This window comes from Dyadobacter luteus (assembly GCF_003383615.1).
GTDB classification, from domain to species: Bacteria; Bacteroidota; Bacteroidia; order Cytophagales; family Spirosomataceae; genus Dyadobacter; species Dyadobacter luteus.
This window is the reverse complement of record NZ_QNUL01000011.1, coordinates 77,724-90,559: the sequence shown is the minus strand read 5'-3', so window position 1 is coordinate 90,559 and position 12,836 is coordinate 77,724. Positions and strand designations below refer to the sequence as shown.

The 12,836-nt window shown below is 43.8% G+C and carries 10 protein-coding genes; 3 read left to right on the top strand and 7 right to left on the bottom strand.

Annotated elements, in window-relative coordinates; genetic code table 11:
* Positions 1-164: 164 nt before the first annotated feature.
* The 3 genes from DSL64_RS14880 to DSL64_RS14870 all read right to left on the bottom strand — a co-directional run bounded on the left by DSL64_RS14880 (position 165) and on the right by DSL64_RS14870 (position 5,343).
* Positions 165-3,452 (bottom strand): S41 family peptidase, encoded by a 3,288-nt coding sequence (locus DSL64_RS14880; protein WP_115831707.1) that lies wholly within the window; start codon positions 3,450-3,452, stop codon positions 165-167.
* A 70-nt stretch (positions 3,453-3,522) separates the two neighbouring features.
* Entirely contained in the window at positions 3,523-4,503 is a 981-nt protein-coding gene (gene hemB, locus DSL64_RS14875; RefSeq protein WP_115831706.1) for a porphobilinogen synthase, read from the bottom strand.
* Between the two features lie 153 nt (positions 4,504-4,656).
* Positions 4,657-5,343 carry a response regulator transcription factor gene (locus DSL64_RS14870; protein ID WP_115831705.1) on the bottom strand — a complete coding sequence of 229 codons (687 nt, stop codon included), beginning with the start codon at positions 5,341-5,343 and terminating at the stop codon, positions 4,657-4,659.
* 188 nt (positions 5,344-5,531) lie between these two features.
* Here DSL64_RS14870 and DSL64_RS14865 point away from each other — a divergent pair, with 188 nt between their 5' ends.
* The 3 genes from DSL64_RS14865 (at position 5,532) to DSL64_RS14855 (ending at position 8,473) form a co-directional block, all read left to right on the top strand.
* Entirely contained in the window at positions 5,532-6,542 is a 1,011-nt protein-coding gene (locus DSL64_RS14865) for an alpha/beta hydrolase (protein WP_115831704.1), read from the top strand.
* A 140-nt stretch (positions 6,543-6,682) separates the two neighbouring features.
* Complete coding sequence (locus tag DSL64_RS14860; RefSeq protein ID WP_115831703.1) at positions 6,683-7,507, top strand: enoyl-ACP reductase FabI; 825 nt, start codon at positions 6,683-6,685, stop codon at positions 7,505-7,507.
* A 186-nt stretch (positions 7,508-7,693) separates the two neighbouring features.
* Positions 7,694-8,473, top strand: a complete 780-nt coding sequence (locus DSL64_RS14855; protein ID WP_115831795.1) for a hypothetical protein — start codon at positions 7,694-7,696, stop codon at positions 8,471-8,473.
* A gap of 2 nt (positions 8,474-8,475) precedes the next feature.
* Here the strand turns inward: DSL64_RS14855 and DSL64_RS14850 are convergent, their stop codons facing one another.
* From DSL64_RS14850 to DSL64_RS14835, 4 genes are all read right to left on the bottom strand, one after another.
* Entirely contained in the window at positions 8,476-9,123 is a 648-nt protein-coding gene (locus DSL64_RS14850) for a Uma2 family endonuclease (RefSeq protein ID WP_115831702.1), read from the bottom strand.
* Between the two features lie 65 nt (positions 9,124-9,188).
* Complete coding sequence (locus DSL64_RS14845) at positions 9,189-9,521, bottom strand: hypothetical protein (protein ID WP_115831701.1); 333 nt, start codon at positions 9,519-9,521, stop codon at positions 9,189-9,191.
* Positions 9,522-9,526: 5 nt separating this feature from the next.
* A complete protein-coding gene (locus DSL64_RS14840; protein ID WP_115831700.1) occupies positions 9,527-11,986 on the bottom strand; it encodes a penicillin acylase family protein in 2,460 nt (819 codons plus the stop codon).
* A gap of 48 nt (positions 11,987-12,034) precedes the next feature.
* Positions 12,035-12,763, bottom strand: a complete 729-nt coding sequence (locus DSL64_RS14835) for a copper homeostasis protein CutC (protein WP_115831699.1) — start codon at positions 12,761-12,763, stop codon at positions 12,035-12,037.
* Between the last annotated feature and the right edge of the window lie 73 nt (positions 12,764-12,836).

Here is a 12,836-nt window from a genome sequence, read left to right as displayed (position 1 = left end):
TGGTCATAATTCTCTTTCAGGCAATTAAGAACATTTTTTTGGTTTTTAGTAAAACTTTTAAACCCAATGGCTACAGAATATGATAATTGGATAGCAGTTGTCCTAAATAGAAAACCATCCGATAGCGGCGTGCTATGGATGGTTTTACCATTTTTTGAACTCGTTTATTTCCCAGACTTATTCGGGAAAGCCGGAATATTCGGTACACCCTTCTGTCCTGGCTCCGTTAATTTTTTCTTCATCTCCTCAATGGCTCTTTCCAGCTGCTGATCATTGCCAAGGTATTCCTGGTGAGGATCGTTGCTGATATCAATATCAGGAGAAACCCCTTCACCCTCAATGATAAATTTAGAACCATCCGCTGCGAAATGCGCGAATTCAGGTTTACGAAGGTCGCTGCCGTCGATAAATGGTAAGGAACCACGAATACCAACAACACCTCCCCAGGTGCGTTGACCAACCAATGGTCCGATATTATACAGTCTGAACTGGTACGGGAACATATCGCCATCTGAAGCGGAATACTGGTCAATCAGACAGATTTTCGGTCCGATCTGTGCGTCAGGTTTGACTGTTGATGATTTACTGTTACGCATCATAGCACCTAATCCAGGCTCACGACGTAGTCGCTCGATAATCATAGGAGAAACATTTCCTCCGCCATTGCCACGGTCATCAATTATTAAAGCCTCTTTGTCTAACTGAGGATAGAAGTAGCGTGCAAACTGATTCAAACCTTCCGGGCCCATATCAGGAATATGAACGTATCCGATTTTACCTCCTGAAGCTTTGGTTACCTTCGCGATATTGTCCTGCACCCACTGGTGGTAATACAATTCAGATTCATCTGCAATTGGCTTAACAAATATTTTTTTGCTTCCTTTTGCTGATGCTGTACCGTTAACTTCAATTTCTACAACCTGTCCGGCTTTACCGATCAGGCCTTCAAACAAGTTTGCAAAACCTTTTACATCATTTCCGTTGATACTGATGATGAAATCACCCGGTTTCACATCAAGTCCCGGCGCGCGAAGCGGAGACACCAGTGATTTGTTCCAGCTTTGACCCGAAAGAATGGTTTCAATTTTATAATATCCGCTCTTATCTCTGCTGAAAGTAGCGCCAAGCAGTCCCATTTTAATTCTTTCAATTTCCGGACGTTCACCCGGATTGGTATAAGCATGGCCTACATTCAATTCCCCGATCAGTTCACCAATTACATAGGTAAGATCGTTCCGGTGGTTCACATGAGGCAACAGCACTGCATATTTCTCATGCATCGCTTTCCAATCTACACCATGCATTTTAGGATCATAAAAATAATCCCGCATCTGTCTCCAGCTTTCGTCATAAATCTGCTTCCATTCCGCGTGCAGGTCTGTATTGGTTTTGAGCCCATCCAGGTTCAGCTTGTTTTTCGGCTCCAGTTTGGACGTACCAAGATCTTCGATATAGATGTCAGCCATCTTTCTCAGCAGAATTTTCTTGCCGTCAGCACTTACAACATAACCGCCAAAATCTCCGATCTCTGTCTCTTTTTTATCTTTCAGGCTGAAAAATTTAAATGAACGATCTTTGCCTGCTGAATTGGATGTATAATAAACACCATCGTTAGTTGCTACCAGCCTATAGTAGTTACCTGCAGCCACTGGCAAACTTTCAATCCGATCAGCCAGATTTTCTTCATCTACTTTTACAGCAACACCCGTATTGGCTTTGGGAGCCTCAGTTTTAGCAGTTTCTTTTTTTCCTTTCGAGGTTGCAGATGCCGGTTCGGGAGCTTTATCTTCCTTCACATCCACTTCATCGTTTTCTATACGGAAAGATGATTTCGTGTCTGCCGCCAAACGTACGAAGTAAGGTTTCGACATATTGGAGTAGGAGTGGTTCCATTCCGTGCTACTGTAGGTCGGGTTAAAGTCGCGCTGAGAAACGAAATACAACAATTTGCCATCCGGACTGAATGTCGGCTGTGAGCTGTTGTACCAGTTATCCGTGATCTGAACAAATTTTTTCGTGTCGATATTATAAAGTTTGATCGTCTCAAACTCTCTTGCTCTGCCGGGTTCTGTATAGGCTACCCATTTGTTGTCCGGAGAGAAAACGTAGTCATCGATTTCCCTGTGATCGTTATGAACAATAGCTATTTTCTTGCCAGATGCTACTTCGATATAATATAAATCCTGATTTCTGTCTGCCAATAAAATCAGCTTGCTGTCGGGGCTCCATACCGGATTGAACTTATAACTTCCACCACCTTTTGTCAGTTGTTTGGCAGGTTCAGAACCATCCTGTTTGCGGATGTATACCTCGTCTTCACCTGTCTGATCCGACAAATAGCTGATCCACTTTCCATCTGGACTCCATTCTACATTGCGTTCGTGGGCATTGCTGGTTTGGGTCAGATTACGCACGACACCGTTTTTGGCAGGAACAGAAAACACCTCACCACGGGCACCTAATACGGCACGTTTTCCATCCGGAGAAATCGCATAGCTATTAATGGCTTTGGAAGCATCAGTTTGCTTATGACGACCAGAAGAAAAATCTTCTGAAATTGTGATATTCAGCTTGTCTGTTTTTCCGGTTGCCAGATCGTACAGATAAATATATCCGCCGTTTTCAAAAGCAATGGCATTGTTTCCGAGTGATGGGAACTTGCAATCGTACTCTTTAAAATCAGTTACCTTTTTGGTTTGTTTGGTTTGTGTATCGTATTCAAAGAGGTTAGCAACCCGGTCTCTGTCGCTCAGATAATACACCTTGTTTTTATGGTACATCGGGAAGATATCCTGAGCAGGATTATTCGTCACGTTCTCAGTCTTACCAGATTTTACATCGAAAATCCAGATATCATCCGCCATACCACCTTTATAGTATTTCCAGGTACGGAACTCACGGAAAACCCTGTTCATGGCCAATTTTGATCCATCTTCGTTGTAGCTGCTCCAGCCACCTACTGCAAAGGGCAGCTCTTCGCTGATGTCTCCGCTTATCGGAGCCTTGTAGAGTTTGCCTTTAAATGCATTGAAAGAAGTACCACGGCTGCGGTATACAACATTTTTGTCGTCCGGAGTCCAATCCATTACAATGTTGTTTGGACCCATTCTGTCGGCAACATCATCCCGTCCCAAAGTTGCGGTATAGGTAATACGCTTTGGTGTTCCACCGTTTGCAGGCATTATGAACACTTCCGTATTTCCATCGTATTGTCCGGTAAAAGCGATTTGCTTACCATCATGACTAAACTTTGGAAACATTTCATAACCAGGGTGGCTGGTTATCTTGCGGGCAACGCCTCCGGTTTTGCCAACGGTATATAAATCTCCCGCATAGGAGAATACTACCTGATTGTCGTGCACTGCCGGAAAACGCAGCAATCGTGCTTCCTGAGCATGAAGCGCAGTTTGAGCCAGTCCGAGAAGTAGGGCTAAGGTGTAGGTTTTTTTCATAGGTATTTAAAAAGAACATGACGGTCAACAGTTCTGAACGAACATTGACCGTCATGCATAGGTTAATTGTTTACTGATTCAGAATGATGGCAGCTTCCTTCGCGAAATAGGTCAGGATACATTTGGCTCCGGCACGACGAATACCCATCAGCACTTCCATCATGGCACGATCACCATCGAGCCAGCCATTGAGAGCTGCCGCTTTGATCATGGCATATTCTCCCGAAACGTTGTATGCTGCAATTGGAATATCAAAATTTGCGTCGAGTTCGCGGATAATATCGAGGTACGATAATGCAGGTTTTACCATCAGGAAATCAGCTCCTTCTTCGAAATCCTGTTGTGCTTCCAATAATGCTTCCCGCTTGTTGGCAGGATTCATCTGGTAGGTTTTTTTATCCCCAAACTTCGGCGCAGATTCGAGTGCATCACGGAAAGGGCCATAAAATGCGCTGGCGTATTTAGCAGAATAGGACATAATGCTCACGTCTGTAAATCCTTCAGCATCAATATAATCGCGGATGTATCTTACACGTCCATCCATCATATCGCTTGGGCCAAGTATGTCAGCTCCGGCTTTTGCCTGAGCCAGTGACATTTTTCCAAGAATTTCAAGTGTAGCATCGTTCAGGATTTTTCCGTTTTCCACAAGTCCGTCGTGACCGTCGGAGCTGTATGGGTCCATGGCCACGTCTGTCATGATAGCCAGTTCAGGGAATTTTTCTTTAACAGCCGTAATGGCTTTCAGATAAAAAGTATCCTCTTTATAACTTTCTGATGCGATACGATCCTTTTTACTTTCGGGATAATTGGGGAAAAGATCGATTCCCCGGATTCCAAGGTCAGTAATTTCTTTCAGTTCTTCCAGCAGATTGTCAAGCGAATACCTGTAGATACCCGGCATGGATTTCACTTCCACCTTTTGGTTGGAGCCTTCCTGAACAAACATGGGGAAAATAAAATCGGAAACCTGCAAAGTTGTTTCCTGTACCAAATCACGAATTGCAGAAGATTTTCTATTGCGTCGTGGGCGACGAGAGATATTGAACATAAGCTTTCGGCGATCAGCAGTCGGCTGTCGGCTTTTTAATTTAAGGCAGTAAATATATTACAGAAAGAACGATGGAGAAATATAGAGAGTTTCAAAGAACAAAGTTTTATCACCCCCAAGCCATTTACTCTATGCCCCCTGCCCCAGGCACTTTCACCCAACCATCAGCTTAAATCCTTCGCCATGCAAATTCATGATCTGAATAGAGGTATCCTCACGGAAATGCTTGCGGAGCTTGGTTATATACACGTCCATACTGCGGGCATTGAAATAGGAATCGTCTCCCCAGATGGTTTTAAGCGCAAAACTCCGACTGATAGGCTGGTTAATATTCTGGCAAAAAAGTTTGAGTAGTTCTGACTCTTTACTTGTAAGCCGGGCAGATTTTTCGCCGTTGATTAGCTGTTGATGGTCATAATCGAAAGAGTAACTCCCAATTTGAAATACTTTGTTTTCTTCAGGCTGATCGGGCTGCTTACGGTAGCGACGGAGTATAGCTTCGATTCGCAGTAAAAGTTCTTCCCTGTCAAACGGCTTTGTTACGTAATCGTCTGCACCGACGCGGAACCCCTGCATGGTATCTTCCTTCATGGATTTGGCAGTGAGGAAGATAATGGGTACATCACGTCCGCTCATTCTTACCTCCTTTGCAAGAGAAAAGCCATCTTTCTTGGGCATCATCACATCAAAAATACACAAGTCATACTCTTTGTCTACAAAGCTTTGCCATCCCTGTTGTCCGTCCGTTGCAAGGTCTGTCGGAAAACCTTTGTCAATCAGGTATTCCTGAAGTAAAGAACCAAGATTGGCGTCGTCTTCAACAAGTAGGAGGTTGGGCATAGCGAATGAAGTCTCGTTAGAAAATTGTTTTAATGTACTTATTGATGAATAAACGCAGGTTTATGCGTTGCCAGCATTTAAAATTACAAATTCGGCCCGATTCGTGAATTTGCCGTATAGTCAAATGTAATTTTGTGCCTAAAACTACCGAACTTTCGGTGTTAAAAAACCTTCTAAATTCATAATTTATGTTAAAGATTGTGATCTATGTAGTTTTCGGAATAGCAATGATTGCAGTGCTATATTTCTCAGGTCCTAAAGTTCCTGCTGTTCAGTTTGATCCGGTATTGCCCGTTGTAAAACAGGATCTGGTTGCTTTGGAACAGGAAGTCAATCAGACTGAGAAGGCCATTGCCATGCTCAAACCGGATAATCAGGCGCGGATTGTCTGGGCTGATTCAGGCAAAAAAGAGAAAACACCTTACAGTATCGTATATATCCATGGATTCGGAGCGAGCTGGGCGGAGGGAGAACCTGTGCACCGCGATCTTGCCAGAAGATATGGAGCGAACCTGTATCTGGCGCGTATGCACGATGCCGGCATCAGTGATCCGGATGCATTTGATGACCTTACACCTGAGAATTTTTTGCAGGAAGCGAAACGCGCTTTGTCTATCGGTAAAGCACTGGGCGACAGCGTAATCGTTATCGGAACTTCGGCAGGAGGGCTGCTCTCCGTATATCTCGCTTCTACTAATCCTGAATTAAAAGGACTTGTTCTTTACTCTCCCTGTATGGCAGTGGCTAATCCGGCGATTAAACTGATTACCGGACCATGGGGTAGAAAAATATTATATAACGTGATGGGAGACTACCGTAAAACTGCAGATGCCGAGCCGGGAAGGGCGGCGTTCTGGCTACAGAGTTATCGCACCAACGGATTGCTTACTTTGCAGCAAACGATTGACGCTGTCGCCAAACCAGAAGTATATGAAAAGATCAAAATACCTGTTTTTTTAGGCTACTACTATAAAAATGAAAAGGAGCAGGATCAGGTAGTTTCGGTGAAAGCGATGCAGGATATGTTCACGCAGCTGGGCACACCAGCGGGGCTGAAAGTGGAAAAAGCGTTCCCTGAAAGTGCGGACCATGTGATTGCTTCCTACCTGCGTTCGAAGGATGTGAAAGGAGTATACGAAGCAACAGACTTGTTTTTTCAGAAGCAACTCGGGCTAAAACCCAGTTTAGAAATCAATTAAAGGTATTAACAGACAAAGGAAAATTGCAGTAAAATGCTTTACTTTGCCGGCTTGATTTGGAATTGTCAGGTTAGAAAAACGAGATTTTCACATTGCCAGGCGCTGTTTGGCTTTTCAGACTTAATAATAATAACAAAACTATGGCTTACGGTTTATTAAAGGGAAAAAGAGGTATTATATCAGGTGCTCTTGACGAGAACTCAATTGCCTGGAAAGTGGCACTTAAAGCAAAAGAAGAGGGTGCTATATTTACCCTGACCAATGCTCCGATCGCAATGCGTATGGGAGGAATTCAGGAGTTGGCAAAAGCCTGCGATGCTCAGCTTATTCCGGCCGATGCCACTTCAGTTGAAGATATTGAAAATCTTTATAAGCAGTCGATGGACGTTTTGGGTGGGAAAATTGACTTCGTACTTCACTCCATCGGAATGTCTGTAAACGTGCGCAAGGGAAAATCTTACGGAGACCTGAACTACGAGTGGATGCAGAAAGGATTAGATATTTCCGCGATCTCTCTGCACAAATTCTTGCAGGTTGGAGAGAAACTTGACGCGATCAGCGACTGGGGTTCAGTAGTAGCTTTGTCATACATTGCAGCACAGCGTACCTACTCTTTCTACAGCGACATGGCTGAGGCGAAAGCGATGCTTGAAAGTATTGCACGCAGCTATGGATACCGTTATGGAAAGGCTAAGAATGTACGTGTAAATACCATTTCTCAGTCTCCTACTAAAACCAAAGCGGGTTCAGGAATTGAAGGATTTGATGCTTTCTACGACTTTGCCGAAAAAATGAGTCCACTTGGTAATGCTACTGCGGACGACTGCGCGAATTATGCGATTACATTGTTCTCAGACCTTACAAAGTATGTGACGATGCAGAATCTTTATCATGACGGAGGTTATTCGTCAACCGGTATCTCTGAAGAGCTGGTAACGATGATTCAGCAACAGAATCAGCAATAATTGCTTCACCGGCTCGCCGGAATAGGTCAAAAATCCCTTTACGATTGTATTCGTAAAGGGATTTTTGCATTTCTGATAAAATATTTGTGTAACTGCTCCGTTTCGCGTTGTATGATATAGGTGAACTAATTAGCTTCGCCCGATATTTGTACCACAATGTTGAAAACAAATCCCCTTTATTATATGATGACTTCCTTTCGGCTAAAATTTCTCCTTTCAATAGCTATCCTGGCAATGCTCGCTGCTTGTGGCGGAGATAAAGAGGAAACTAAAATTGTGGCTGATGCTCCCGTATATACCCTGGTTTTTTTGGATAAAACCCAGAGTGTGAATGTGAATAAAAACTATGTGAGTGAAAAATACCGCCAGGCGCTTACTGATATTGTCGAAAACAATATGAAAAACAAAGGCGACAAGCTGGAAGTATATTTCATTCATGAAAATACATCGAAGGCCAGAGCCATGTCGGTGATGATCCGTAGCGAAAAAGACAATATGGATGCAGCCAATGCTACCGACCGTGAAGCGATTGAAACTGCGTATTCGCTTTCACTTCAAAAGGAAAAAGGAATTTTCCTGAGACAGCTTTTGGCAAAACTGGAGCAACAAAATACAGGATCTTCCAATCAGGAAACGGATATATGGGCTAGCTTTCCTGTTATTGCGAAGGCCAATGAGAGTGGAGCTGATGTGAAGGTATATTATTTCAGCGATATGATCGAAAGTGTGAAAGGTGCGGATCGCCGCGATTTCCATGTGAAGCCACCAAGAAATGATGAGCAGGCAGAAGAAGAGGCGAAGGCGGATGTTAAAAAACTAGAGCAATATACCATTGGTTCTCCTCAGGTAACGATCGTTTCTCCGTTTGAACCAACAGCTTCGTCTAAAGAAAATAACCCGCATGTGACACATTACTGGCAGTTGTTGTTCCAAGAGTTGGGTGGAGTGAGTGTAGAGGAGTTATAGTATTAAAACGCACGAATGGCTTTCAAATTCTCAGTTTCGTCAAAAATAGCGCGGATGGGAATTTGGAAGCCGTCGATGACGAAGCTTTTTACCAATCCTTCTGAAGATTTGAGTACAAGAGTGTATTCAGCACCTTCGAGATGATATTGTTCCAGCGTTTGCTTTTCCGGATCAATAATCCAGTATTCTTCAATTTTATGTGACTGATAGTCTTTGTACTTGACGCCACGGTCGCGCTCTTCGGTAGAATCTGAAAGTATCTCAATTACCAGATCAGGTGCAGGGAATAGTATCTGATCTTCGGTGAAGTGGACAGATTTCTCGTTTTTAAAAAAACATATGTCTGGTTCGTAATCATTACGTGTCAGAGTAATCATGATTTTTTCAATCCCTACGAAACCCAGGTTGTTTTTCCCGGCATGTATACTCAATAAGCGATGAAGAAGTCCGCTTGCTACATTGTGTCTCTTCTTTACGGGAGAATGGATAACAACCTCACCGTTTATAAACTCTACCTTTTCTTGTTCCGTAATTTCATTATAGAACTGAATACGTTTTTCTTTCTCGCGATTAAGCACGGCATGTGCTTCCTGAAGCAGAAAATATGCGTCCGGCTCACTCAGTATTTCGGAAATAATACGATTACTCATAAATAGAGATATAACGATTTCTATTCAAAAATAAGAAATTTACTGATAATAAGCCTTGATATTAGCTACCAAATCTTTCGCGCCAAATGCCCCGACAAACCTGCAAATCCTCCAACAAGTCCACCTACTAATGTCGTGACGGCAAGTAGGAGAAACCCATTGGGAAGTGAAAATATTTGTGCAATTCTGTTGGACATGGCGCCTTCCGAACTTGTATGCAGGTACAATCCATAGCCAAACCATAAAATTGCGATAGCCACAAATCCTGTGGCAAATGCTTTGAAGGATGTTGCCGTCGGTTGCCAGGCCAGTGTGATAAACGGAATAAGGGCGGCTGTCCACCAAGGGCCGAAATATTGGCAAATTGCCGCCACGATGATGATAATGATCAGATTCATGGTTGTTATTTCTTTTTGAAGGTTATACCAGATGTAAGTCGTGGATGAGTTTGGTCAGGCGATGAAAGAAATACCAGTTCATTCAGCTCTCCGTTTTCCCATTTTTTAAGCATATTCAGGTAGTAAGGACTGCCCGGATTGCCGGATTGTCCTCCCGGATAGATCCCGTATGCTTTCGGATTAGGACCCAGTTCAACCACCATTCGCCACGATGGACCATTTCGCTTTGTAATTGCATTCACAATCCCTGAGCCCCCGCCGACTTTAATTGCCGGTGCATTAAATGGTTTCAGACTTCTGCTGAGGTGGCGTATTTCAGTATTTTTCACATCCGACCAGCTCCATTTCGGGCTCATCTCGCCATGGTATTTTTGGAGGGTATCCAAAGTAGCCTGAAAACTGCTGAGTACAATATCAGGCATGGTTTCCTTTTTTGAAGTATTGATATTGTCAAACCATTTTTCATTGGGTTGATTGAGCAGCATATAAATCGTTCTGTCACGTGAAGGCTGTTTCATCGGTATTTTATCAGAACTGAACTCATCATCCCATATAAACGATTGTAATAAAGGAAACCACGTTTCGAAGATAGAGGCCGGAATGGATTCGGGATTGTTGACATAATTCCATTTATCCAGATTGGTCTTTGCAGCCTTTTGCGCCGGACTAAGTGGTGAGCCATCCAAAACAGACAAAAGCCTTGGTAACACATTTCTTGCCAATACATTGAAATTGTCGTTCTGAAGTGTTCTCAGACTATCTGCATTGGCGCCTTTCATAGCAGCAAGCCGCTCGTTGATACGTACACCGCGTTCAGACGGTGCAAAAATCCAGTTGATGTAATAAGGATAAGTCGGGTCTGTGGACGATTGATTCGCTGAACTTACAAATCCTCTTTCTGGATTTTTTACAAACGGATTTTGTTCCGCAGGAATCCATCCTTGCCAGTCGTCCGAGGTATCGGTTCCATCCAGCAGGAATTTTCCCTGATCCTTATATTTCAATGGAAGTTTTCCGTTTACAGTCAAGGCTATGTTTTTCCCATTATCTGCAAATACAAAATTCTGAGCAGGGCCCACATACTTTTTCAATGCAGCGCGATAATCGTCGTAGTTGTTTGCTTTATTAAGCTCATAGAAAGTAAGAAAGCTATTGCCTGGTTCATGTCCGATCCATTTTATGGCAAGATTAGGTGCATGTTCTCCCGATTCATCCGTTTCAGTTACCGGCCCATGATGCGTATAAACAATCTGCTCTTTAACAGGCTCCAGACCTTTTACATACACAATTTCTTCCCGCCTGCTGGTGGCTTTCCATTGGTTGTCGTGCCAGTATTGTGAACGCGTGCTGTCTTTGAATTTGATTTTATACAGGTCAAAAACATCGGCGTCGACATTGGTTACTCCCCATGCTAAATTTTTATTAAAACCAATAATCACCGATGGAATACCGGGTAACGAAACGCCATATACATTCATTTCCGGCGTATGCAACTGAACCTGATACCAGATCGACGGCAGCGTTAATTCCAGATGTGGGTCATTGGCAAGGATTGGATAACCCGTGATTGACTTTTCTGCGGATATTGCCCAGTTATTGCTCCCGATTCCCTCTGGTTTATTCTCATCTCGCGGCATAATGACACCGGCAGTTACAGGCTGGCTGACAATCGGAGCTGAATCGGTCTGCTTCAGAGGATTCTCTACAGGTATAGGCAGACGCTGAAAATCCCAGGTGGTACCGGCAGGTATAATCGGACTTTCCTGAAAAATGGGATAGTCGGGGAAAAGATCTGCAATGACGCCCTTTCCATATTTTTTCAGAACGTTTGTGATCCGGAGATCATTCGCCCTTCCGGCCAATGTCAGCGTCATTTGTTCGAGCATATACATGGTATTGATCGGCTTCCATGGCTCCGGCGCATAGCCAAGCAGCTTATACTCGACTGGATAATCCTTTGGTTTCAGTTGATCTATGTAGGCGTTTACTCCTGCCGAATAGCCTTCTAACGCGGTTTTAGAACGTGCTTCGCTCATGGCTACTTTTAGATTGGCCTCGGCCCCGTAGCCCATTCCAAGCCGTCGGCTTCTTTGATCCATCTCCAGCGTGGCTGGTCCCAGGATTTCGGATAATCTGCCGGCAGCTGCACGAGTCTGCAGATCCATTTGCCATAGTCTGTCTTTGGCTGTGAGGTAGCCCTGTGTATAAAAAAGATCGAAATCATTTTTGGCGAAAATATGAGGCACACCCGTATCATCAAACCTGACAATGACGTCGTCGTGGAGTGCATCTGCTTTCAATACAATCTCTTCATGATTCACTTCCTGCTTTTCTCCATTTTGCCAGAATCCGGAAAATGGACTTAGAAACGGACCCAATGCCGGTGCTGGTCCCCAGGGACGGCTTAGCGCATAAATGAGTCCGGCTGTAATGGGGACAGATAGGATAGCCTTGAAAATTTTCATAGAAAGCAAACTTTGGGTTTACAACATATTTTCTTCAAGCGTAAAGAATCAGGAAACTACTTGCACGATGGCCTCAACGAGATTGATGTCGCTGTACATGACAGAACGCTCGTCAGGAATTTCACCTGCCATAGAGATGCCTTCCGGGAAAAATTTCTGCCTTGCCGGACGGAATGCCTTGGCTGTCAGGTGTAATGCATGGACACCTGCACCAGCCAACTCTGCTGCATTTAAATGATTCACACCTCCTCCTGCCATGATTTCTATAGCGGATCCTGCTTCTTTGGATAACTTGCCCAGTAACTCCACCGCTTCAATTGCACGCGGTTTTTGACCGGATGTAAGTATGCGTGATGCGCCGGTAGCAATTACAGCCTTAAGCGCTTTATGCGGATCGGGTGTAAGGTCAAAAGCGCGGTGGAAGGTGACTTTCATTGGATGGGCAAATTCGATCAGGTCGCGTGTACGTTCTATATTAACCTGCCCGTCAGGATGTAAAATGCCTAAAACGACACCATCAGCGCCTAATTTTTTAGCTAAAGCGATATCCTTTTTCATAATTTCTTCTTCAAAGATATCGTATACAAAGTCTCCGCCGCGCGGACGAATCATGACGTAAAGTTCGATTTGTATATGTTCCCGAACCAGCTCAATCAGCCCGGCGCTGGGAGTCGTTCCGCCTTCGCCCAGTCCCCCGCAAAGTTCAATTCTTTTGGCTCCGCCAGCCTGAGCATTAATACAAGATTCCAGAGAGTAGGCACAAACTTCAATAGTCATAATTGTAATAAAATAAATGGATATGGGAAATTACAAAAGTGGATGAGAAAATGACAAGGAACTTTGATATTCG

What these genes read in the sequence shown, in the direction of transcription:
- DSL64_RS14880 (WP_115831707.1), bottom strand. Translation starts at nt 3,452, where the DNA reads ATGAAAAAAACCTACACCTTAGCCCTACTTCTCGGACTGGCTCAAACT.
- hemB (WP_115831706.1), bottom strand. Translation starts at nt 4,503, where the DNA reads ATGTTCAATATCTCTCGTCGCCCACGACGCAATAGAAAATCTTCTGCA.
- DSL64_RS14870 (WP_115831705.1), bottom strand. Translation starts at nt 5,343, where the DNA reads ATGCCCAACCTCCTACTTGTTGAAGACGACGCCAATCTTGGTTCTTTA.
- DSL64_RS14865 (WP_115831704.1), top strand. Translation starts at nt 5,532, where the DNA reads ATGTTAAAGATTGTGATCTATGTAGTTTTCGGAATAGCAATGATTGCA.
- DSL64_RS14860 (WP_115831703.1), top strand. Translation starts at nt 6,683, where the DNA reads ATGGCTTACGGTTTATTAAAGGGAAAAAGAGGTATTATATCAGGTGCT.
- DSL64_RS14855 (WP_115831795.1), top strand. Translation starts at nt 7,694, where the DNA reads ATGACTTCCTTTCGGCTAAAATTTCTCCTTTCAATAGCTATCCTGGCA.
- DSL64_RS14850 (WP_115831702.1), bottom strand. Translation starts at nt 9,123, where the DNA reads ATGAGTAATCGTATTATTTCCGAAATACTGAGTGAGCCGGACGCATAT.
- DSL64_RS14845 (WP_115831701.1), bottom strand. Translation starts at nt 9,521, where the DNA reads ATGAATCTGATCATTATCATCATCGTGGCGGCAATTTGCCAATATTTC.
- DSL64_RS14840 (WP_115831700.1), bottom strand. Translation starts at nt 11,986, where the DNA reads ATGAAAATTTTCAAGGCTATCCTATCTGTCCCCATTACAGCCGGACTC.
- DSL64_RS14835 (WP_115831699.1), bottom strand. Translation starts at nt 12,763, where the DNA reads ATGACTATTGAAGTTTGTGCCTACTCTCTGGAATCTTGTATTAATGCT.